The 22,531-nt window shown below is 73.4% G+C and carries 17 protein-coding genes and 2 pseudogenes; 9 read left to right on the top strand and 10 right to left on the bottom strand.

The features are described from left to right. Nucleotides 1–232: 232 nt before the first annotated feature. The 4 genes from GV126_RS03470 to GV126_RS37090 all read right to left on the bottom strand — a co-directional run bounded on the left by GV126_RS03470 (nucleotide 233) and on the right by GV126_RS37090 (nucleotide 4,488). A complete protein-coding gene (locus GV126_RS03470) occupies nucleotides 233–1,783 on the bottom strand; it encodes an MDR family MFS transporter (protein WP_185948407.1) in 1,551 nt (516 codons plus the stop codon). Nucleotides 1,784–1,967: 184 nt separating this feature from the next. Next, nucleotides 1,968–2,678 (bottom strand): TetR/AcrR family transcriptional regulator, encoded by a 711-nt coding sequence (locus tag GV126_RS03465; RefSeq protein WP_159662556.1) that lies wholly within the window; start codon nucleotides 2,676–2,678, stop codon nucleotides 1,968–1,970. A gap of 242 nt (nucleotides 2,679–2,920) precedes the next feature. Continuing rightward, the gene (locus tag GV126_RS03460) at nucleotides 2,921–4,264 is read right to left on the bottom strand and encodes a dicarboxylate/amino acid:cation symporter (protein WP_159662554.1); all 1,344 of its coding nucleotides are present in this window, start codon (nucleotides 4,262–4,264) and stop codon (nucleotides 2,921–2,923) included. A gap of 95 nt (nucleotides 4,265–4,359) precedes the next feature. Then, nucleotides 4,360–4,488: a hypothetical protein gene (locus tag GV126_RS37090; RefSeq protein ID WP_268977393.1), complete on the bottom strand. Its 129-nt coding sequence runs from the start codon at nucleotides 4,486–4,488 to the stop codon at nucleotides 4,360–4,362. Nucleotides 4,489–4,820: 332 nt separating this feature from the next. Between GV126_RS37090 and GV126_RS03455 the strand changes: the two genes are divergently transcribed. After that, on the top strand, nucleotides 4,821–5,603 hold the full coding sequence (locus GV126_RS03455; protein ID WP_159662552.1) for a polysaccharide lyase family 7 protein: 783 nt from the start codon (nucleotides 4,821–4,823) through the stop codon (nucleotides 5,601–5,603). A gap of 223 nt (nucleotides 5,604–5,826) precedes the next feature. Here GV126_RS03455 and GV126_RS35640 read toward each other — a convergent pair whose 3' ends face one another. Beyond that, nucleotides 5,827–6,660, bottom strand: a complete 834-nt coding sequence (locus GV126_RS35640; protein ID WP_201299794.1) for a helix-turn-helix domain-containing protein — start codon at nucleotides 6,658–6,660, stop codon at nucleotides 5,827–5,829. 129 nt (nucleotides 6,661–6,789) lie between these two features. Between GV126_RS35640 and dnaK (GV126_RS03445) the strand changes: the two genes are divergently transcribed. The 3 genes from dnaK (GV126_RS03445) (at nucleotide 6,790) to GV126_RS03435 (ending at nucleotide 9,558) form a co-directional block, all read left to right on the top strand. Continuing rightward, complete coding sequence (dnaK, locus tag GV126_RS03445; protein WP_159662550.1) at nucleotides 6,790–8,661, top strand: molecular chaperone DnaK; 1,872 nt, start codon at nucleotides 6,790–6,792, stop codon at nucleotides 8,659–8,661. 2 nt (nucleotides 8,662–8,663) lie between these two features. Continuing rightward, nucleotides 8,664–9,227 carry a nucleotide exchange factor GrpE gene (gene grpE, locus GV126_RS03440; protein WP_159662548.1) on the top strand — a complete coding sequence of 188 codons (564 nt, stop codon included), beginning with the start codon at nucleotides 8,664–8,666 and terminating at the stop codon, nucleotides 9,225–9,227. Nucleotides 9,228–9,345: 118 nt separating this feature from the next. Continuing rightward, nucleotides 9,346–9,558: a hypothetical protein gene (locus tag GV126_RS03435; RefSeq protein ID WP_159662546.1), complete on the top strand. Its 213-nt coding sequence runs from the start codon at nucleotides 9,346–9,348 to the stop codon at nucleotides 9,556–9,558. A gap of 211 nt (nucleotides 9,559–9,769) precedes the next feature. Here GV126_RS03435 and GV126_RS03430 read toward each other — a convergent pair whose 3' ends face one another. The 3 genes and pseudogenes from GV126_RS03430 to GV126_RS37585 all read right to left on the bottom strand — a co-directional run. Further along, a complete protein-coding gene (locus tag GV126_RS03430) occupies nucleotides 9,770–10,267 on the bottom strand; it encodes a hypothetical protein (RefSeq protein ID WP_159662544.1) in 498 nt (165 codons plus the stop codon). A 453-nt stretch (nucleotides 10,268–10,720) separates the two neighbouring features. Next, nucleotides 10,721–11,449 (bottom strand): hypothetical protein, encoded by a 729-nt coding sequence (locus tag GV126_RS03425; RefSeq protein WP_159662542.1) that lies wholly within the window; start codon nucleotides 11,447–11,449, stop codon nucleotides 10,721–10,723. Nucleotides 11,450–12,002: 553 nt separating this feature from the next. Continuing rightward, nucleotides 12,003–13,793 (bottom strand): annotated as a pseudogene (locus tag GV126_RS37585) (transglycosylase family protein); the annotation flags it as partial. Between the two features lie 420 nt (nucleotides 13,794–14,213). Here GV126_RS37585 and gnd point away from each other — a divergent pair. Next, a complete protein-coding gene (gnd, locus tag GV126_RS03415) occupies nucleotides 14,214–15,653 on the top strand; it encodes an NADP-dependent phosphogluconate dehydrogenase (protein WP_159662540.1) in 1,440 nt (479 codons plus the stop codon). Nucleotides 15,654–15,977: 324 nt separating this feature from the next. Here gnd and GV126_RS36200 read toward each other — a convergent pair. Further along, nucleotides 15,978–16,202 (bottom strand): annotated as a pseudogene (locus GV126_RS36200) (DedA family protein); the annotation flags it as partial. Then, entirely contained in the window at nucleotides 16,199–16,969 is a 771-nt protein-coding gene (locus GV126_RS03405; protein WP_185947173.1) for an MBL fold metallo-hydrolase, read from the bottom strand. The gene GV126_RS03405 and the pseudogene GV126_RS36200, both read right to left, overlap by 4 nt. Before the next feature lie 86 nt (nucleotides 16,970–17,055). Between GV126_RS03405 and GV126_RS03400 the strand changes: the two genes are divergently transcribed. The 4 genes from GV126_RS03400 to dnaK (GV126_RS03385) all read left to right on the top strand — a co-directional run bounded on the left by GV126_RS03400 (nucleotide 17,056) and on the right by dnaK (GV126_RS03385) (nucleotide 22,529). Continuing rightward, nucleotides 17,056–17,493, top strand: coding sequence for a hypothetical protein (locus tag GV126_RS03400; protein ID WP_159662538.1), 438 nt, complete (start codon nucleotides 17,056–17,058; stop codon nucleotides 17,491–17,493). 130 nt (nucleotides 17,494–17,623) lie between these two features. Further along, a complete protein-coding gene (locus tag GV126_RS03395; protein ID WP_159662536.1) occupies nucleotides 17,624–19,744 on the top strand; it encodes an alkaline phosphatase family protein in 2,121 nt (706 codons plus the stop codon). Nucleotides 19,745–19,918: 174 nt separating this feature from the next. Then, a complete protein-coding gene (locus tag GV126_RS03390) occupies nucleotides 19,919–20,344 on the top strand; it encodes an OsmC family protein (protein WP_159662534.1) in 426 nt (141 codons plus the stop codon). Between the two features lie 271 nt (nucleotides 20,345–20,615). After that, nucleotides 20,616–22,529, top strand: coding sequence for a molecular chaperone DnaK (gene dnaK, locus GV126_RS03385; RefSeq protein WP_159662532.1), 1,914 nt, complete (start codon nucleotides 20,616–20,618; stop codon nucleotides 22,527–22,529). The last annotated feature ends 2 nt before the right edge of the window (nucleotides 22,530–22,531 follow it).

The raw sequence follows: 22,531 nt of genomic DNA, 5'->3' as shown, positions 1-22,531 counted from the left end.
TGCCGCTGCCCGTGCACGGCCGGCCGACGCGCCGGTTTCCCGCCGGCGCGCCGGTGGGACCACGACGGCGCGGCGCGCCGCCCCCCGGCCCCCGTCCGGACGGCCGGCGTGCGGATCACCGACCGGGCCCACGCCTCGCGGCGGCCCGGACGCCCCCCGCGCACGGCGAAGGGGCGGTGCGCGCACGCACCGCCCCTTCGGCGAGCATCCGGTTCCCCGGGTCCGGTACCGGTCAGCCCACCGGAGCGGGCGGGGCCGGGTCGGCCTCCTCGGCGAGGCGTTCCATGCCGCTGGTGGTCTTCAGCGGCTTCTCCTTGACGCACACGACCGCGACAAGAGCGAGCAGCGCGCAGGGCGCGGCGATGAGGAACAGGTCGGCGGTGGCGACACCGTAGGCGTGCTCGACGATCGAACGGATCGGGGCGGGCAGGGTCTTCACGTCCGGCACCCCGGACCCGCCGCCCGAGCCCCCGGACGTCGGGGTGATGCCCGCGGCCTTGAGGCCCTTGGTCATCTCGGTGGTGACCCGGTGGGCGAGGATGGCGCCGAGGACGCTGGTACCGACGGTGCCGCCCATGCTGCGGAAGAAGGACAGCACGGACGTGGCGGCCCCCAGCTCGCCGGCGGCCACGTCGTTCTGCGCGGCCAGGACCAGGTTCTGCATCAGCATGCCGACGCCCACCCCGAGCACCACCATGAACAGGCTGAGCACGGCGAAGGAGGTGTCGGCGTCGATGGTGGACAGCAGCGCCAGACCGACGGTCATGACGACGGCGCCCGCCACCAGGTACCGCTTCCACTTGCCCGTCCTGCTGATCACCTGGCCGGCGACGGTGGAGGACACCAGCAGACCGAGGATCATCGGCAGGCTCATCAGGCCCGCGACGGTCGGCGACTTGCCCAGCGAGATCTGGAAGTACTGCGAGAGGAACACCGTGCCGCCGAACATGGCCACACCGACCAGCAGGCTGGCGACCGTGGTCAGGGTGACGGTCCGGTTGCGGAAGATGTCCAGCGGGATGACCGGTTCGGGGGTGCGGGCCTCCACGACCACGGCGGCGGCGAGCAGCAGCACTCCGCCCACGGTGAGCGCGGCGGTCTGCCAGGACGCCCAGTCGAACTGGTTGCCGGCCAGCGACACCCAGATGAGCAGCGCGCACACACCCGCCACGATGAGGAAGGCGCCGAGGAAGTCGATGCGCACCTCGCGGCGGACGGTGGGCAGTTGCAGCGTGCGCTGCAGCAGCACGATGGCCAGTAGGGCGAACGGCACGCCGATGAAGAAGCACCAGCGCCAGCCCAGCCACGAGGTGTCGACCAGGACACCGCCGACCAGCGGCCCGGCCACGGTGCCGACCGCGAAGACGGCGCCGAACATGCCGGCGTACTTGCCGAGCCGGCGCGGCGGGATGACCGAGGCCATGACGACCTGGGCCAGTGCGGTCAGACCGCCCGCGCCGGTGCCCTGGACCACGCGGCTGAAGATCAGCAGTCCGACGCCGTGCGAGAAGCCCGCCAGCAGCGAGCCGACGACGAACATGCTCAGCGACAGCTGCAACAGCAGCTTCTTGTTGTACAGGTCCGACAGCTTGCCCCACAGCGGCACCGTCGCGGTCATCGCGAGCAGTTCCGCGGTGACGACCCACGTGTAGGCGGACTGGCTGGCGCCGAGGTCGGCGATGATCGTGGGCAGGGCGTTGGACACCACGGTGCCCGCGAGGATCGCCACGAACATTCCGGCCATCAGGCCGGACATCGCCTGGAGTATCTGGCGGTTGGACATGGAGGTGGGCGCCTGGTCGGGCGCCGGCGGTGAGGTCACGACAGCTCTTTCGGCTCAGTTCACGGAAGTCGACGGATCACAGAGGTCGGCGCACCGCCCGCGCGACGGGGCGCGGGCGGCGGTGTGTCGGAGAGGTGCGGGACGGCGCGGGCGCGATGTCACGCCCGGCGGCGGTCACGTGGTGTCACGCCCGCGACGGAGCCGGCAGCCCCGCGGCGAGCAGGGCGAAGACCTGCCGGAAGGCGTCGGCGAAGGCGCCCTGGTCCGGACGGGAGCACCAGTGCTCGACGCTGACCCGGACCGCGGTGCCCGCGACCGCGGCCACCAGGCGCGGGTAGAGGTCCAGCGCCTTGCGCCGCTCCTCGGCGTCCGCCGCGGCCTGCCCGGTCGCACGGGCCGCCGGGGCGGGTTCCTCCATCACGCCGGTGCCGGATGCGGGGGCCAGACGCTCGGCGACGGCCTCGGCCAGCCGCGTCTCGTCCGCCAGGTGGGCGCCGAGGCTGCGCACCAGCAGCTCCGGCGCGGTCCGCAGCACCTGCGCGTACAGGGTCCACAGCTCGTGCTGCTGCTCGGCCTCCGCCAACTCGCAGGCGAGAGCGTCCCGCACGGCCTCCAGCGGGGTGAGCGCGGCAGGCGCGTCGAGCACCGCGCGCCGGATCCGCTCGGCCGCGTCCGCGTCCAGGATCAGGAACGCGTCGTCCCGCGAGGCGAAGTAATTGAAGAAGGTGCGCGGAGAGACACCCGCCGCGGCGCTGATGGCCTCGACGGTGACCTTCTCCACCCCCTGCTCGGCGGCCAGCCGCACCGCGGCCTCGGTCAGCGCGGCACGCGTCGCCCGCTTCTTCCGTTCCCGCAGCCCACCCCGAGCGGTCTCCCTCTCCGACATGGGATGCATCCTATGCAAACATGCACGTCCTGCAAAAATTCTGTGCTCACGGCCCTGCCGACGGCCCGACGGCCCGACGGCCCTACGGCCCGATGGCCTGATGGCCCAACGGTCATCGTCGGCCGGCACCCCTGTCCGGCACTCTGTCCGGCCCCCTGCCCGGCGCCGGACAGCGCACCGCCCCGCCGGTCGGGGACCGGCGGGGCGGTGGGGAGGGAAGCGGTCGGCGGCGGTGCGCCGGTCGCCGGGTGTCAGCCGGCGACGGACGCGGCCGGCTGCGGCTCGCTGTAGACGCTCTCGATCTCCTCGACGGGGGAGGCCGTGGCGCTGTCGTACTTCGTGTGGTCGAGGATCTTCTCCCGGGCGGAGACGAGGACCGGGATGAGGGCCTGGCCCGCGACGTTGGTGGCGGTGCGCATCATGTCCAGGATCGGGTCGATCGCGAGCAGCAGGCCCACGCCCTCCATCGGCAGGCCGAGGGTGGACAGGGTCAGCGTCAGCATCACGGTCGCGCCGGTCAGGCCGGCGGTGGCGGCCGAGCCGATCACCGAGACGAAGGCGATGAGCACGTACTCCTTGACGCCGAGGTGCACGTCGAAGATCTGGCTGACGAAGATCGCGGAGATGGCCGGGTAGATGGCGGCGCAGCCGTCCATCTTGGTGGTCGCGCCGAACGGCACCGCGAAGGAGGCGTAGTCCTTCGGGACGCCCAGGCGGATCGCCGACTGCTGGGTGACCGGCATGGTGCCCACCGAGGAGCGGGAGACGAAGGCCAGCTGGATCGCCGGCCAGGCGCCCTTGAAGAACTGCAGCGGGTTGAGCTTGGCGACGGTGGCGAGCAGCAGCGGGTAGACGCCGAACAGGACCAGGATGCAGCCGACGTAGATGTCGATGGTGAAGGCCGCGTAGTTGCCGAGCAGGTTCCAGCCGTACTGCACGATGGCGCGGCCGATGAGGCCGGCGGAGCCGATCGGGGCGAGCAGGATGACCCACCACAGGGCCTTCTGCAGCAGCTCCAGGACGGTCTCGGACAGGTTCAGCAGCGGCTGGGCCTTCGGGCCGATCTTCAGGACGGCGATGCCGGCGACGACCGCCATGAAGACGATCTGCAGGACGTTCAGCTCGGTGAACGGCGTGATGACGTCGGTCGGGATGATGCCGGTGAGGAAGTCCAGCCAGCTGCCGGCGTGGTCCGGCTTGGCACCGTCGGCCGGGGTGAGGTCGGAGCCGGAGCCCGGGTTGGAGACCAGGCCGATGACGAGGCCGATGACGACCGCGATCAGCGAGGTGATCATGAACCAGAGCAGGGTGCGGCCGGCCAGCCGGGCCGCGTTGTTGACCTTCCGCAGGTTGGTGATGGACACCATGATCGCGAAGAAGACCAGCGGGGCCACGGCCAGCTTCAGCAGCTGGATGAAGATGCCGCCCACCTTGTCGAGGGTGGTGGCGAGCCAGGACACGTCGTAGGTGCGGGCGACGAAGCCGAGCACCAGGCCGACGACGAGACCGAGCAGGACCTGGGCCCAGAAAGGTATGGGTATCCGGAAGCCCGACTTGGCGGACTTGGGGTCAGCGGTGGTGGAGGACACGGACACAACTCCAGTGAGGACGCGCGGAAAGAGACAGCGGGACGTACAGGAGCGGCGACCGTGGACGTGTCAACGGCGCCGCTGCATCGAGGAGTTCGCGATCAGGCGCGACAAGCCGCGGACATGCAGCGGCAGAGATCGACATGCAGGCGCGCCACGAGCAGGACGCCCATGGCGTTGCGGCGGACGCCGTAAGGAGCGTCGGCGCGGTTCGCAGCTGCTGTCTTCATGGCGGAAACGTTAACACTTGTACTTTGAGAACATCAAAGCGAATCTTTGGTCCGCGCACAGCTTCGTGTGCGGCGACGTGCCGAGCCGCCTCACCGTGCGCGCCGGGAGCCGGCCCGGCGCGGTCTCCCGGGGTGCTTCGAAGTGGTCTCCTGGGTGGTGCACGCGCTGCCGCGCCACCGCCCCTCTTGACGTGTCTGGTTCAGACCTTTAGGTTCACGGGTCACCGACGGTCCAGGTTTCTGTCCAGCGTTCACCATGATGAACGGATGGCGCACTCGGTCCGACGGTGAGACCTGCTCCGCTCCCCTCTCAGGCGGAAGGACCCCCCACCATGGCGCGTGCTCAGCGCTTCCGGACGACCGCGACGACGGTCGCGGCACTCGTCGGCACCCTCGCTCTCTTCGGCACCGGCACCGCGAACGCGGCGGACCCGAACGTCGCTCCCGGCGGCAACTTCGACCTGTCCACCTGGGAACTCCAGGAGCCGGTCGGCTCGCCCGGCTCCCCGACCACCATCCCCTCGTCCCGGCTCCAAGGGCCCGACGGCTACCAGGACGCCTACTTCTACACCGACACCCGCGACGGCGCCATGACCTTCTGGGCGCCCGAGAAGGGCGTGACCACGCCGAACTCCCACTACGCGCGCTCGGAACTGCGGGAGATGAACCGCGACGGCACCGCCGCCGACTGGTCCCTGACCGGCACCCACCGGCTGAGCGCCACCCTGCGCGTGGTCTCCGTGACCTCCAACGTGTGCGTGGGGCAGATCCACCTCGGCACCGGGGGCACGTCCACCAAGCCGCTGCTGGAGCTGTACTACCACGCGAACGGGGACATCGTCCTCGGCACCGAGAACTCCCCCTCGGGCGGCCAGACGCTGCACACGGTCGGCCACGTCTCCCTCGGCAAGACCTGGCGCTACACCATCGGCGTCTCGGGCGGCAGCACCATCGACGTGACCGTCGACGGCAGCACCACCCACTACCCGATCGCCTCCTCCTTCCAGCAGTACAAGCAGTACTTCAAGGCCGGTTCCTACAACCAGTCCTCCTCGGACAGCACCACGAAGGGCGCCCGGGTCGCCTTCTACGGCCTGACCGTGTCCCACAGTTGAGGCGCTGACCCCCGGCCGGCGCATTCGCCCGTGGCCGGCGCGCTCGCCCGTGCTCGGCGCGTCGCCTGTGGTCGGCGCGCTCGGCCACGCCCGATGTGCTGATGCGGTCCACCGCCGGGTTGCCGAGAGCCGGCCGCTCTCCGGGCAGGGTCAGGCCGCTCCCGCAAGTCAGGCCGGTTCGGCGGCGTCAGGCCGGGGTGGCGAGGCGGCCCGGGCGGTGGGATCAGGCCGGAGCGACGGGAGCCGGGCCGCCCGTCTCGCCCAGGAGGAAGGCGGCCAAGGTCAGGGCGGCGCCGCGGTCGGTGGTCGGATCGAGGCCCGTCAGGGCGGTGAAGCGGACCAGTCGGTTGTCCACGGTGTTGGGGTGGACGCCCAGCCGGTGCGCGGTGGCGCGGCGGTTGCGGCTCTGGGCCAGGTGGGTGCGTACGGTGCCCAGCAGGTCGGGCCGGTCGGCGGCGCCGTCGAGCAGGACGCGGATCCGGGCGCCGCTCTCGCCTGGCCGGGACAGTGGGTACTCCCGGCAGGACGTCGTCGAGCCGGTGCGGCCCCGCAGGGCGGCCGCGGGCGCGCGCGATGCGCAGGACCTCGGCGGCCGTCCGGGCCGCGGCGGCGATCCCGCCCGGCCCGTCGGCCTCGGCGACGGCGCAGTGCAGTTCCGCGACGCCGCAGGCGTCGGCGAGGCGCCGGACCGGCGCGTCGCCGTCCCGCAGCGGGCCGGGCAGCAGGGCGTGCCCGCCGCGGTCGTCGGACAGGGGGAGGGCGTCGCTGCCCGCTGCGGTCCAAGGCGGCCTGGAGCCGGTGGGTGGCCCGGCGCACCGCGACCGCATCGTGCGTCTCCTCGCCCTCGTCGGCGTGCTCGCCCATGCCCGGCGGGACGGCGGGCAGGACCAGGACGGACACCGTGCCGTGCGGCGGCCGAGCGGAGCGAGGGCCGCGGGGTCCGCCCGGACGGTGCCGGCGAGCAGAGCGCGCACCAGGGCCCGGCGCCGGGCCCCGTGGCCGCCGGCCAGGGCGGCGTGCTCGTACGCCCCCCAACGGGCCCTCCGCACGCGCCCACCCCGTCCTCACGCGCCCACCCCGCGCCATACTTGACATCAGGGCACTCAAGTTTTATTCAGTCAGGTAGGCCAACCTGGTCCGAACCCGCAGCTCACAGCGGTCGGGGAGACGAGGGAGGAGAGCCCAGATGGCGCGTGCGGTCGGCATCGACCTCGGTACGACGAACTCGGTGGTCTCGGTCCTCGAAGGCGGCGAGCCCACCGTCATCACCAACACGGAGGGCGCGCGGACCACGCCGTCGGTCGTGGCCTTCGCCAAGAGCGGCGAGGTGCTGGTCGGCGAGGTCGCCAAGCGGCAGGCGGTGACGAACGTGGAGCGCACCGCCCGCTCCGTCAAACGGCACATGGGCGACCACGGCTGGCGGTTCCCCGAGAAGGGCGACATCGACGGCAAGCGGTACACGCCCCAGGAGATCTCCGCGCGCGTGCTGCAGAAGCTGAAGCGGGACGCGGAGGCGTACCTGGGCGAGGACGTCACCGACGCGGTGATCACCGTGCCCGCGTACTTCGACGACGCCCAGCGGCAGGCGACCAAGGAGGCCGGCGAGATCGCGGGCCTGAACGTGCTGCGGATCATCAACGAGCCGACGGCCGCCGCGCTGGCCTACGGCCTGGACAAGGAGAACGACCAGACGGTCCTCGTCTTCGACCTGGGCGGCGGCACCTTCGACGTGTCGCTGCTGGAGATGGGGGAGGGCGTCATCGAGGTGAAGGCCACCAACGGCGACACCCACCTCGGCGGTGACGACTGGGACCAGCGGATCGTCGACCACCTGGTGAAGCAGTTCAAGAACGGCTACGGCGTGGACCTGTCCCAGGACAAGATGGCCGTGCAGCGGCTGCGCGAGGCCGCGGAGAAGGCCAAGATCGAGCTGTCCTCGTCCACCGAGACCTCGATCAACCTGCCCTACATCACGGCCTCCGCCGAGGGCCCGCTGCACCTGGAGGAGAAGCTCACCCGCGCCCAGTTCCAGCAGCTGACCGCCGATCTGCTGGAGCGCTGCAAGCAGCCCTTCCACCAGGCGGTCAAGGACGCCGGGATCCAGCTGTCCGCCATCGACCACGTGATCCTGGTCGGCGGCTCGACCCGGATGCCCGCGGTCACCGACCTGGTGCGCGAGCTGACCGGCAAGGACCCGCACAAGGGCGTCAACCCGGACGAGGTCGTCGCCGTCGGCGCCTCGCTCCAGGCCGGTGTCCTCAAGGGCGAGGTCAAGGACGTCCTGCTGCTCGACGTCACCCCGCTGTCCCTGGGCATCGAGACCAAGGGCGGCATCATGACCAAGCTGATCGAGCGCAACACGACGATCCCGACCAAGCGCTCGGAGATCTTCACCACGGCCGAGGACAACCAGCCGTCGGTGCAGATCCAGGTCTACCAGGGCGAGCGCGAGATCGCGGCGTACAACAAGAAGCTCGGCATGTTCGAGCTGACCGGTCTGCCGCCGGCGCCGCGCGGCGTCCCGCAGATCGAGGTCGCCTTCGACATCGACGCCAACGGGATCATGCACGTCTCGGCGAAGGACCTCGGCACCGGCAGGGAACAGAAGATGACGGTCACGGGCGGTTCCGCGCTGCCCAAGGACGACATCGACCGCATGGTCCGCGAGGCCGAGCAGCACGCCGAGGAGGACCGCCGGCGCCGCGAGGCCGCCGAGACCCGCAACCAGGCCGAACAGCTGCTCTACTCGACCGAGAAACTCATCCGGGACAACCCCGAGAAGATCCCGGCCGAGGCGAAGAGCGAGACCGAGACCGCGCTGGCCGACCTGAAGGAGAAGCTCAAGAGCGAGGACACGGCGGCCATCCGGCAGTCCATGGACCGGGCGGCCCAGGCGGCGCAGAAGCTGGGCACGGCCCTGTACGACCGGTCGCGCACCGAGCAGCCCCCGGGTGCGGCCGGGTCCTCCGCGGGCGGCGGCACGGCGGCCGGCGCCCCGGGCGAGGACGAGGTGGTGGACGCCGAGATCGTCGACGACGACAAGCCGGAGGCGGGCTGACGATGGACGGGGACCGGCAGTGCACGACGGACCTCGCCCGGCTGCGGCGGCTCGTCGAGGAGCGCACCGCCGACCTGCAGCGGGTGAAGGCCGAGTACGACAACTACCGCAAGCGGGTGCACCGCGACCGTCTGGCCGTGCGGGAGATCGCGGTGGCCAACGTCCTGCGCGCTCTGCTGCCCGTCCTGGACGCCGTCGACCGCACCTGCGCCAACGAGCCCATGACGCCGGGCCTGAAGGACATCAGCGACACCCTGCACACCCAGCTCGGCTCCCTGGGGCTCCAGGCCGTCGGGGAGCAGGGCGAGCCCTTCGACCCGGCCCGTCACGACGCCGTCACCCAGCACATCAGCCCGGACGCCGACCGGCTCGTGTGCACGCAGATCCTGCGCCGCGGCTACCGGATCGGCGACCAGTTGCTGCGCCCGGCCCACGTCGAGGTCACCGGGCCGCCCCCGCCCGCGGGCGGTCGGCCCGGAGCCGCACAGGGCAGCCGGCCGGCAGGTGCAGGGGAGGAGCCCTCGGGGCGGGGGGGCGGATATCGTGGTCGGGAGATGCTGCCGTAGGAACACCATGGCTCGCCGGCCGCTCCTGGCGCACCGGCGATCCATGGTCTGCCGGAAATCCCTGGCCCGGCGGGCGACGACCTCGCCGGGACGCTCCTGCCGGTCCACGGGGGGCGCCGTGAGGATCGAACTGCGTCAACTGGCCGCCAATGTGCTGTTCGACGTCCCGGACGCCGTGCACGAGGAGATCATCACGCTCATCGACGCCGTGGCGAGCGACCCGGAGGCGCAGGTCGCCGATCTGTCCGCCGCCTTCGGCGAGTGGTGCTGGCTGGTCTACACCGCGCACGGTGACGTGCTCGAGGTGCTGGACGTGGGCTGCGCGCGGTGACGGGGTGGGAGTCCCTGGACGCGGGTGCGTGTGGTGACGTGGTGGAGCCCCTTGGACATGGGCTGCGCGCGGTGACGGGTGGGAGTCCTGGACATGGGCCGCGTGCGGTGAACCCGGCCGCCCGCCCCGGGGCGACCCGGCGTCACACATCCCGGGGACCCGGCGTCACACATCCCGGGGACCCAGCGTCACACATCCCGGGGACCCGGCGTCACACATCGTCGGCCGCCCCGGGCCCCCGGTCCGGCTTGGGCTGACCCGGGTCCCCGGGCAGAGCCGGCGCCTCCGCCTTCCGCTGCCCGTCCGGCTCCTCGGGCACGGGCAGCGGCTGCCGATACGGCGTGGAGTCGTCGAGCCTCGGGGCGGCCGGGCGCAGCGCGGCGGCGGTGGTCTCGGCCGCCCGGACGCCGGGAGCGCTGACCGCGAGGAGCGAGAAAGCCGCGCCGGGCCACAGCTCGACGCACACCACGGGTCTGCCGGGCCGCAGCGCCACGAAGTCCCGCCCGGCCTGATGCGCGCGCACGCCCACGCACACGACGCCGGGCACCTGGACCCCGCTTTGCCGGCTTCCGCGCAGTGCGCGCCACCAGTCGGGTTCGACCGTGACCCGGCGCACCGCCGCGAGCGGCACGCACGCCTCCCGCCGCCGGACGGCCACCTGCTCCCACCAGGCCGGACGGGCGACGAACCGGTCCGCGGTGGTGCGCATGCGTGCCATGGGTGCTCTCAGACGGCTGCGGCGTACGGGGGAGGGGTGCTGCCCCTCCAGCAGACTCCGGCGCGGCAGGGCGCCGCACATCCGCCACTGCCGTTCAGGTGACCGGCCGAGCATCGACACCTCGTCAGGACTGACACCGTGTCGGCCAGGGGCGGCCGACCGCCTAGGCCGCTTCGAGTGAACGGGGGGGGCAGCGCGTCGTGCCGCTGCGTCAACTGCCGTACCCGCGAGCCCGGTTGGAGCGCCGAATGATTCCTCCGCCGTCCGCCGGGCACCTCGGCCGAGCCCCGGCCACCGCCGTGCTTCCCGGGTATCGACCACCCGTCAGGCGGCCCCGCCGAGGGAGACCGGCGTCTTTAACACACCACCGGATCGCCACCCGGCATCCGGTCTCGCGCCGCACCCTGGTTTTCCCCCGGCCGGAGGTACGAATGGGCCGTCAGTTCATCCGTTTGCGACGCTCCGATGGTGCGGGCCGCGCATGGCGCTGAAGGTGATCACGTCGGACCTGCGCCCCCAGAACCGAGGGGCGTGGTGTCGACACTCGTAGTCGCGACGGAAGGAACACCCATGCGTATCACCCGTACTCTGTTCACCTCCGCGGCGGTCGCAGCCGCCGTGGCGTTCGCCGCACCCGCTGCCGGTGCCGCGAACCTGACGACACCCTGGACGTCCCAGGGCGCCGCCCAGACCGCCGCCTCCCACGGCGACCACTCGGACGACCACGGTGGCCGTGGCGGCGACGAGGGCGGCCGTGGCGGCGACGAGGGCGGTCGCGGCGGCGATGAAGGCGGCCGTGGCGGCGATGAAGGCGGGCGCGGCGGCGATGAAGGCGGCCGCGGCGGTGACGAGGGCGGCCGCGGTGGCGATGAAGGCGGTCGCGGTGGCGACGAAGGCGGTCGGCACGGTGGCGGCAAGCCGCACGGCGGTGTGCACGCCGGTGGCGGCTTCCTCGCCCTGAAGGCCGCCGGCGACAGCGGCGAGGGCAGCGGCCGCGGCGGTCGCGGTGGCGATGAAGGCGGCCGTGGCGGCGACGAGGGCGGCCGCGGTGGTGACAACGGCCGTGGTGGCGACAGCGACCGCGGTGGCGACAGCGGTCGTGGTGACGACCACGGCTCGTCGAAGGGCGACGACGACCGGCAGGGCGGCGGCAAGCCGCACGGTGGCGTCCACGCCGGTGGCGGTGGGCTGGCCCAGTCCCCCGACACCATGGCCCTGGGCGCCCTGCTCGTGGCCGGTGGTCTCGGCACCGGGGCCTACATGCTGCGACGCCGCCGGGCGTCGGGCCCCCCCGCCGCCTGAGCCGGTTTCCTGCAGCCGTCGCCTCGCGGCCGCGGTCTGCGCCCCCTCTCCCGGGGGTTCCCTCCCGGAAGAGCTCCCTCCCCGGGGAGTCCTGCCGGAGGAACAGCAGGCCGCGGCAGCGGCGCTCCCGCCCCTGCCGCGCGGGGGCAAGCACCACTCTTCACGAAAGGCACCGTCCATGGCCTCCCACCGTTCGCCTCAGACGGAACAGTGCAGGACCGTATCCGGCCCGCGTCGCGGCAGGCTGCGCCTGCTGTTCCCCGCGGCAGCGGTCGGACTGGGGATCGTGCTCATCCACAACTCGCTGGACAGCAGCCCGGTGACCGCCCTGCGCCCGTCGGACCGGCCGGCGGCCGTCGCCTCCCACGGGCTCCCGACCCTCGCGCAGACCGCACCGTCCGCACCGCCCGCCCGGTCCGCAGGACCGGCCGTCCAGGCGCTCGCGCAGGCCGGTCGCGCGGCGGCGGGCGTCGCGCACCGTCAGCGGCAGCGGCGACCAGCCCGCCAGCCGGCCCAGCTCCACCACCGGCGGGCACACCGGGGAGACGGCCATGACCTCGGCCGGTGTGCCCAGGCGCGGGGCGGCGCCCGGGGCGGGCAGCAGCAGAACCTGGTCGGCGTACTGCACGACGCGCTCCAGGCGGTGCTCGGCCATCAGGACGGTCGTGCCCAGGTCGTGCACGAGCCGCTGCAGGACGGCGAGGACCTCTTCGGCGGCGGCCGGGTCGAGCGCGGAGGTGGGCTCGTCCAGGACGAGGACCTTCGGGTGCGGGGTGAGCACCGAGCCGATCGCCACCCGTTGCCGCTGACCGCCGGAGAGTGTGGCGATGGGCCGGTCGCGCAGGTCGGCCAGGCCCAGCAGGTCCAGGGTCTCCTCCACCCGGCGCCGCATCACGTCCGCGGGCAGCCCCAGCGACTCCATGCCGTAGGCGAGTTCGTCCTCGACGGTGTCGGTGACGAAGTGCGCGAGCGGGTCCTGACCGACCGTGCCGACCACGTCGGCCAGCTCCCGCGGCTTGTGGGTGCGGGTGTCGCGGCCGGCCACGGTGACCCGGCCGCGCAGGGTGCCGCCGGTGAAGTGCGGCACCAGACCGCTGACCGCGCCCAGCACGGTGGACTTGCCGACCCCGGACGGGCCGACGAGCAGCACGAGTTCACCCTCGGGCACCTCGAAGTCCACGCCGGTGTGGTAGCCCTTGGACCAGTGGGAGCCGGCGACCCGGTAGCCGGTGCCGAGCGGGCCCTGCACGGGGGCGGTGAGCGCGTGGGCGGTGTGCTGCGTGCCTGCCGCCCGCTTCGTGTGCGTCTTGGGTTTGGCACCCGTCGACTGCTCGGTGCCGGTCGAGTGCTTGGTGCCCGTTGATCGCTCGACACCCGTCGAGTGCTTGCTGCCCGGCGAGCCCTTGGTACCCGTCGAGTGCTTGCTGCCTGTCGACCGCTCGGCATCCGTCGACTGCTCGGTACCGGTCGAGCGTGTGCTCCGCTTCGTTCCCTCCGTGCCCGTCCCGCTCCCCGTGCCCGGGCCCGTGGTCGGGGGCCGGACCGTGGTGCGCAGTGACAGCCGCTGCCCGGGCAGGATGAGGTCCGGGTCGTCGCCGACCGTCGCGCGGTTGGCCTCGTACAACCGGGGCCAGCCGCCGCGCACTTGCTGCTCCTCGGCGATCCCGGAGAGGGTGTCCCCGCGGACGACCGTGTACATCTCGGCTCGCCCGGCGCGCGACTGCGGCGTGGTCTGCGGCCGCACATCGTGCGCGGCGGACCGGTGGGAGGAGGCGGCCCGGCCGTTCCGTACGGTCGTGGCCGCCGCCCCGTCCGGGTGCACGTCGGGTGCCGGGCCGCCGCGGGACAGGCCGGCACGCACCGAGCACACCGGCCAGGCACCCGGGCCCTGTCCGTCCAGCACTTTCTCCGCGACCGCGATCTGCTGCTCCCGCGTGGCCAGGTCCGCGCGCGGGGCGTACCGGGTTCCGCCGTACGCCTCCCAGGTGGAGCGGGTGAACTGCAGGCCGCCGAAGAAGCCGTTGCCGGTGTTGACGTTCCAGTCGCCGCTGGACTCGCAGGCGGCGACCTTGTTCCAGGTGGCGGCGTCGGCCGCGTGTGCGGCGCCCGCGCCGACGAGCGGGAGGGCCATGCCGGCGCCGCCGACGGTGACGGTGAGCGAGGCGCGGTTGATCCTGTTCGGCTGGTACCGGCGGTGCCGGCCGCGTGCGGCCATGTCTGGAGCCCCCTTGCCGTGGGTCAGGAGGGGCAAAAAGTAGACGCCGTGAACGGGCCGTGACAAGACGGCTGTCGGCCGCTTCCCCGCCCCAAATGGCCGGGAACGAGCGCTCCTTGGCCGGACCGGCACGCCGGGGCGACGCGCCTCGCGCCGAGACGGGGGCCGCATGCGGGACGTAAGGGGGGCTGCCGGCAGACACGGTCCGGCCGGCGGACCGGAACGGATGTGCGGTGACGGCACCGGCGCGTCAGGATGGTCGGGAGTCGTTCCCGCGCGGGGCGAGGGACGACTGCCCCGGGTGGGCGGCGGCGGGCCGGGCACCGCCGGCGTCCCCCCGACCGATGACCGCCCGACCGCCCGACCGCCCGACTGCCCCGGACGACTGATGACCGCCACGAATGACTAGGAGCAAGCGGTATGAGCACGACAGCCCAGATCGGCGTCACGGGGCTCGCGGTCATGGGCCGCAACCTCGCCCGCAACTTCGCACGCAACGGCTACACCGTGGCCCTGCACAACCGCACCGCGTCACGCACGCACGACCTGGTGGAGCAGTTCGGGCACGAGGGCGACTTCGTGGCGACCGAGACCGCCGAGGACTTCGTGGCGGCGCTGGAGCGGCCCCGCCGCCTGATGATCATGGTGAAGGCGGGTGAGCCGACCGACGCGGTGATCGGCGAGTTCGCACCGCTGCTGGAACCCGGCGACATGATCATCGACGGCGGCAACGCGCACTTCGCGGACACCCGGCGCCGGGAGCGGGAACTGCGCGAGCGGGGCATCCACTTCGTGGGCACCGGCATCTCGGGCGGCGAGGAGGGCGCCCTGCACGGGCCGAGCATCATGCCGGGCGGCTCGACGGAGTCGTACGCGTCACTGGGGCCGATGCTGGAGAAGATCTCCGCGAAGGCGCAGGACGGGTCGCCGTGTGTCACGCACGTCGGCCCGGACGGTGCGGGCCACTTCGTGAAGATGGTGCACAACGGCATCGAGTACGCCGACATGCAGCTGATCGGCGAGGCCTACCAGCTGCTGCGCGAGGTGGCCGGGTACTCCCCCGCGCAGATCGCGGAGATCTTCCGCACCTGGAACACGGGGCGGCTGGACTCGTACCTCATCGAGATCACCGCCGAGGTGCTGTCCCATGTGGACGCGGCGACGGGCAGGCCGTTCGTGGACGTGGTGGCGGACCAGGCCGAGCAGAAGGGCACGGGCCGCTGGACGGTGCAGATCGCGCTCGACCTGGGCGTGCCGGTGTCGGGCATCGCCGAGGCGGTCTTCGCGCGGTCGCTGTCGGGCCACGCGGACCTGCGCAAGGCCTCCCGCGACCTGGCCGGCCCCAAGGCGGCCCCACTGTCCGGATCCGAGGCGGCGGCCTTCGCGGACCGCGTGGAGCAGGCGCTGTACGCGTCGAAGATCGTGTCGTACACGCAGGGCTTCCACGAGATCGCCGCGGGCAGCGACGAGTACGGCTGGGACATCGACCTCGGCGCGGTCTCCGCGATCTGGCGGGCCGGCTGCATCATCCGCGCGGCCTTCCTGGACCGCATCCGGGCCGCCTACGACGCCCGGGCCGACCTGCCGAGCCTGCTGTCCGACGAGACCTTCGCGCAGGAGATCGCGGCGGCCCAGGACGACTGGCGCGAGGTCCTCGTCGCCGCGACCCGCCAGGGCGTGCCCGCGCCCGGCTTCGCCGCGGCCCTCGCCTACTACGACGCCCTGCGCGCCGAGCGCCTGCCGGCCGCGCTCACCCAGGGCCAGCGGGACTTCTTCGGCGCGCACACCTACCGGCGCGTGGACCGCGAGGGGTCCTTCCACACGCTGTGGGGCGGGGACCGGTCGGAGGTCAGCGCGTAGCGCTCAGCGCGACACCCGCCATCCGCCACCCCCCGACGGCCGCCCGCTGACCGCCGACCGGCGTCCCCCGTTCGCCGATCACCAACCACCACCCACCATTCACCACCGTTCGCCGTGCGCGGGTGGGCCGCTGCCCGGTCACACGCCGCTCACCGAGGCGGCACACCCGGCGGACGGGCGGGGTACGCCGTACCGCTCAGGTGAGGGGCGGACCCGGCTCGGGATTCGGTACCGGTTCCGGGCCCGGCGGGATCGGTGACGGGGAGGGCTCGGGCGGCGGCGTCGGGTGCGGTCCCGGAGGCGGGCCGGGCACGGGCCCGCCCCCCCGCAGAGCGGGGCCGGCGCCGCCGCCCACCACCACGGCGCGGGGGCGAGCGGGGCCGTGGGGCGCCCCGCGACCACCGCCGCCGAACTGACCAGCGCCCCCGTCGGCACCACCGGCACCAGCGCCCCGATCAGCACCAGCAGGAACAGCGACGGATAGCCGACCGCTTGCTGCGTGGACTCCGGCGGGACCACCGTCGTCACGGCGGCGGCGAGCCGTATCACCGGGCGACCTCCAGCCGCAGGCTCTCGCCGTGCCCGAGCCGGTGCACCGCCACCTCCGGCGCGCGCAGCGCCGCCTGGCGCACGAACTCGTCGCCCGGCGCGTGGAACTCATGGGGGCGCACGGCGTCCATTCCGATCGGCCAGTACGTGCCGTAGTGCACCGGCACCGCGGTGTGCGGCGCCAGGCGGGCCAGGGCCTGCGCGGCCCGGCCCGCGTCCAGATGGCCCTCGCCCAGGTTCGGCCCCCAGCCGCCCACCGGCAGCAGCGCCGCGTCCACCGGCCCGACCTCCTCGGCCATCGTCTCGAACAGCCCGGTGTCCCCGGCGAAGTAGGTCCGGGCCTCGCCCTCGACGACGTAGCCGAGCGCGGGGGAGCGGTGCGGGCCGAGCGGCAGCCGCCGCCCGTCGTGCCGCGCGGGCACCACCCGTACGACCACCTCGCCGACGCGCACCCGGTCGCCGGGGACGACCTCGGTGATGTCCAGCGCGAGCCGGCGCAGCCCCGGCACCGCGCGCGGCGCGCCGCGCGGCACCAGCAGCCGGCTGCCCGGGGCGAGCCGGGCCAGCGAGGGCACGTGGAGGTGGTCGGCGTGCAGGTGGGAGACCAGGGTGACGTCCGCGTGCCGGGCGGCCGGCGGCGGCAGCGCCCCGCGGCGGCGGCGCAGGTGCGCGAGGCGGCGGGCGAACAGCGGATCGGTCAGCACGCGCACGTGCGAATCCTCCACCGTGCACGTCGCGTGACCCCACCAGGTGATCTCCACCGGCACCTTCTTTGCCTCCTTCGCGCGACTCCCCCTGAGCCTACGTGCAGCGGTAGGGTCGGCGGCGGAAACCCGGAGGTGAGGGGGACGCCATGGGAGAAGTGCGCCATGCCCCGGGCGGGGCCGCCCGGACACCGGTGCAGGTCACCGCGATCGCCAGCCTGACCCCGCTGGAGGAGCTGCACGACGACCCCTTCCTGGTGGACTCCCGCAGCCAGCACGCGATGTGCGCCCGCTGGGCCGCCGAGCGCGGCTACGTCGTCACCCGTGAGCTGCTGGTGCGCGGGCTGCGCCCCGACCACTGCGCGCTGTGGGACGGGATGCGGCCCGGCGTCGACCTGTTCGTCGCGCCCAGCCGGCGGGTCCTGGAGCGGGCGCTGTCCTCCGTGGAGGACTTCACCGCCGAGTGCGCGCGGCGCGGGGTGCGGGTGGAGACGGTCGGCCGGGCCGAGCCGTCGTACGACGCCCAGATGAAGGCCCGCGTCCACCGCCGCCTGTCCCTGCCGACCGCCGGCTACGACGGGCGGTAGCCACCGCCTCCCTCACCCGCGTCGTCGGCGCCGCACCCTCCGTCCACAGGCCGGCGGGGCCGCTTCGCCCGTGTGACAAGCTGGAGCAGGCCCGTGCGAAGGTCCGGGCCGGGACGTGAGGTGTGCTGGCGTGCGGGACGGAAGGTGGCGGCGGGCCGCCAGTCAGGTCGGGCGGAGCGTCGCGGTGTGGGCCGTCTCCACGGTCACCATGCTCGTCCTCGCCGGGATCCTGCCGGACTTCCGGCTGCAGTCCGCCGACGGCGACAGCGCCACCACGATCGCCGTCACCGCCGCGCTCGGCGCGGGCGCCTTCGGTGTGCTCTCGGCCGTCGTGTGGCCGCTGCTGGTGCGGCTGCTGCTGCTCGTGCCCGCGCTCGTCCTCGGGCTGCTGGTGTTCTTCCTCAACGGCTCCCTGCTGCTGCTCGCCCTGCGCATCAACCCCTCGGGACAGCCCCAGGCCGCCCCCGAGACCGCGGTCATCGTCGCCGCGGTGATGTCCGCGGTCGCCTCCGCCACCGGCGGCGCCCTGGCCGTGCGCGACGACGAGGCCTACCGGCGCCGCCTGCACCGGCTCGCCGTGCGCCGCCGCAGACAGCAGCCGCCCTGCCCCACCGCCCCCGGCACCGTCGTCGTCCAGCTCGACGGTGTCGGCCACGACGTGCTCCGGGGCGCGGTCGAGCGGGGGCTGATGCCGACCGTGGCGCGCTGGCTGGGCACCGGCACGGCAGCGCACACCCCGCGGGCCACCCACCGGCTCACCCCCTGGCGCACCGACTGGTCCAGCCAGACCGGCGCCAGCCAGCTCGGCATCCTGCACGGCACCAACCACGACGTTCCCGCCTTCCGCTGGTACGAGAAGGACACCGGCGAGGTGATGGTCTGCAACCGGCCCACCAGCGCCGTGGAACTGCAGCGCCGCGCGGTCGCGCGCAGCGGCCACGCCGGGCTGCTCGCCGTCGACGGCGCCAGCCGCGGCAACCTGTTCAGCGGCGGCGCCGGCGAGCTGGCGCGGGTGCTGTCGGTCTCCGCCCGGCGCGGCCCCGCAAACCGCTCCCGGGCCGGCTACTTCGCCTACTTCTGCGACCCGGCCAACGCCGTGCGCACCGCCCTGTCCTTCATCGCCGAGGTCGCCCGCGAGATCGGGCAGTCCCTGCGCGCCCGCGCGCGCAAACAGCGCCCGCGCGTCTCCCGAGGCGGCCTGTACCCGCTCGTGCGCGCCTTCGCGACCGTCGTCGAACGGGACGTCGTGGTGGCCGCCGTGATCGGCGACCTGCTCGCCGGCCGCACCGTCGTCTACGCCGACCTCGTCGCCTACGACGAGGTCGCGCACCACTCCGGTCCGCACAGCCGGGACGCGGCGAAGGTGCTGCAGCGCCTGGACCGCGCGCTGGCGCTGATCGAGAGGGTCGCCGAGCACGCCCCGCGCCCGTACCGGATCGTCGTGCTGTCCGACCACGGCCAGAGCCCCGGCGAGACCTTCCACGCCCGCTACGGCCTCACCCTCGGCGACCTGGTGCGGGCCGGCTGCGGGCTGCACGTGCCGCGCCGGGCCGGGCGGACCAGGAGCGGCGCCGAGGCGCGCGCCGCCGTCCGGGCCGCGCTGCGCCGCCCGGTGGAGGAGCACGGCGAGCCCCAGCGGCACTCCCGCCGCTTCGAGCCGATCGTGCTGGCCTCCGGCAACCTCGGCCTGGTCTCCTTCCCCGACGTGCCGCACCGCATGACCCGCGAGGAGATCGACGCCCGCTACCCGGCGCTGCTGCCCACGCTCGCCAACCACCCCGGCATCGGCTTCCTGCTGGTGCGCAGCGAGCGGCACGGCGGTGTGGTGCTGGGCGCGCGCGGCGTGGAGATCCCCCTGGACGAACTGGACGACGATCCCGGCCCGCTCGCCGTGTTCGGTCCCGGCGCCGCCGACGCCGTGCGCCGCACCCACTCCTTCCCGCACACCGCCGACATCATGGTCAACTCCTTCTACGACCCGGCCGACGGCGAGGTGCTGGCCTTCGAGGAGCAGATCGGCTCGCACGGCGGCCTCGGCGGCGCGCAGTCCCGCCCGTTCCTGCTGGCGCCGCTGGCCTGTTCCCCGCCGGTCGAGGACGGCGCGGACCTCGTCGGCGCCGAGCAGGTCCACCACGTCCTGCGCCGCTGGCTGCGCGAGGCCGCCGGCCCGCAGGTGCCCCTCCCCGCGCAGCCCGCGCCCCCCGCGCAACCGGCGCGAGCGGCCGAGTCCGAGGAGGAGCAGGCCGCCTGAGCCACGGCGGGAGGGGCCGGGAGACCGGGCCGGTCACCGCCGACGGACCCGGGCGGCCCGCGGAAGTCGCCCTCGCGTCACGGCCCGTTCGTTGGCCGCGGGCCGCGGTGATGTGATCGGATGTGACCCAGAAGCCCGGCAACGGGCCCTTAGGCGAAAGGCAGGAACCACACCGTGGCAACCACGCGCACCGCTCACACCGTCTGGGAAGGCAATCTGCTCCAGGGCAGCGGCGTCGTCAGCTTCGACTCCTCCGGCATCGGCGAGCAGTCGGTGTCGTGGCCGTCGCGCGCCGAGCAGGCGAACGGGAAGACCAGCCCCGAGGAACTGATCGCCGCCGCCCACTCCAGCTGCTTCTCCATGGCGCTGTCGCACGGCCTGGCCGGTGCCGGCACCCCGCCCACCAAGATCGAGACCAAGGCCGACGTCACCTTCCAGCCCGGTGAGGGCATCACCGGCATCCACCTCACCGTCGAGGGCACCGTCCCCGGCATCGACAACGACGCGTTCGTCGCCGCCGCCGAGGACGCCAAGAAGAACTGCCCGGTCAGCCAGGCCCTGGCGGGCACGACGATCACCCTGGACGCCAAGCTCGCCTGAGACGGCCGGACGGCTCCGCACCGGCCGACCGGCGCACACCGCGCGCCGACCGCACACCGCGCGCCGGCCGCATGACGCGCACCTCGGCCGCACGGCGCACGCCGGCCGCCCGCCGGTCGGGACCGCTCCCGACGGCTCCACGATGCCGCGCCCCACTGCCCCGGGGCGCGGCATCATCGTTCCCGGCCGGCGGGGTACCCGGCAGACAACCGCCCCCGCGGGTCCTGTGCTGGTCGTGCGGGGGAGGAGGCCCGGCGGAAAGGGGACGACGATGGCACGCGCGGTCGGGATCGATCTGGGGACCACGAACTCGGTGGTCGCCGTCCTGGAGGGCGGGGAGCCCACCGTCGTCGTCAACGCCGAGGGCGCCAGGACCACGCCGTCGGTCGTGGCCTTCGCCAAGAGCGGCGAGGTGCTGGTCGGCGAGGTCGCCAAGCGGCAGGCGGTGACGAACGTGGAGCGCACCGCCCGCTCCGTCAAGCGGCACATGGGCGACGCGCACTGGCGCTTCCCCGAACAGGGGTCCGTCGACGGCACCCGCTACCGGGCGCAGGAGCTGTCCGCGCGGGTGCTGCAGAAGCTGAAGCGGGACGCGGAGGCGTACCTGGGCGAGGACGTCACCGATGCCGTCGTCACCGTCCCCGCCTACTTCGACGACGCCCAGCGCCAGGCGACCAAGGAGGCCGGGGAGATCGCCGGCCTGAACGTGCTCAGGATCATCAACGAGCCCACGGCCGCCGCCCTCGCCTACGGCCTGGACCGCGGCGAGGAGCAGACCGTCCTCGTCTTCGACCTCGGCGGCGGCACCTTCGACGTCTCCCTGCTGGAGATCGGCGAGGGCGTCATCGAGGTCAAGGCCACCAACGGCGACACCCACCTCGGCGGCGACGACTGGGACCAGCGCGTCGTCGAGTACCTGGTCAAGCGGTTCAAGGGGCAGTACGGCGTCGATCTGGCCGCCGACAAGATGGCCGTGCAGCGGCTGCGCGAGGCCGCCGAGAAGGCCAAGATCGAACTGTCCTCGTCCTCCGAGACCACCATCAACCTGCCCTACATCACCGCCTCCGCCGAAGGCCCGCTGCACCTGGAGGAGAAGCTCACCCGCGCCCAGTTCCAGGACCTCACCTCCGACCTGCTGGACCGCTGCAAGCAGCCCTTCCACCAGGCGGTCAAGGACGCCGGGATCCAGCTGTCCGCCATCGACCACGTGATCCTGGTCGGCGGCTCGACCCGGATGCCCGCGGTCACCGACCTGGTGCGCGAGCTGACCGGCAAGGACCCGCACAAGGGCGTCAACCCCGACGAGGTCGTCGCCGTCGGCGCAGCCCTGCAGGCCGGGGTGCTGCGCGGCGACGTCAAGGACGTCCTGCTGCTCGACGTCACCCCGCTGTCCCTGGGCATCGAGACCAAGGGCGGCATCATGACCAAACTGATCGAGCGCAACACCACGATCCCGACCAAGCGCTCGGAGATCTTCACCACCGCCACCGACAACCAGCCCTCGGTCGGCATCCAGGTCTACCAGGGCGAACGCGAGATCGCCGCCTACAACAAGAAGCTCGGCGTCTTCGACCTGACCGGCCTGCCGCCCGCCCCGCGCGGGGTGCCGCAGATCGAGGTCACCTTCGACATCGACGCCAACGGGATCATGCACGTCTCCGCCAAGGACCTGGCCACCGGCCGCGAGCAGAAGATGACCGTCACCGGCGGCTCCGCGCTGCCGAAGGACGACATCGACCGCATGATGCGGGAGGCCGAGCAGTACGCCGAGGAGGACCGCAAGCGCCGCGAGGCCGCCGAGACCCGCAACCAGGCCGAGCAGCTCGTCTACACCACCGAGCGGTTCCTGCGGGACAACGCCGACCGCGTCCCCGCGGACACCAAGGACGAGGTGGAGTCGGCCGCCGCGGAGGTGAAGCGGCTGCTGGAGCGGCGCGAGGACGACACCGACACCGCCGCCCTGCGCACCGCCGTGGACGCACTCGCCACCGTCAGCCAGAAGATGGGCCAGGCGATGTACGCCCAGGCCCAGCAGGAACGACCGGCCGAGGACTCCGGCGCGCACACGGACTCCGGGGCGCGCACGGACTCCGGTGGGCGCACCGGCTCCCCGGAGGACGAGGGCGTCGTCGACGCGGAGATCGTCGACGACGACCGGCAGGACAAGCGGGGCGGTGCCGCCTGACC

The organism is Streptomyces mexicanus, from assembly GCF_902506575.1.
GTDB lineage: Bacteria > Actinomycetota > Actinomycetes > Streptomycetales > Streptomycetaceae > Streptomyces > Streptomyces mexicanus.
This window is presented reverse-complemented; position numbering and strand designations above follow the sequence as displayed.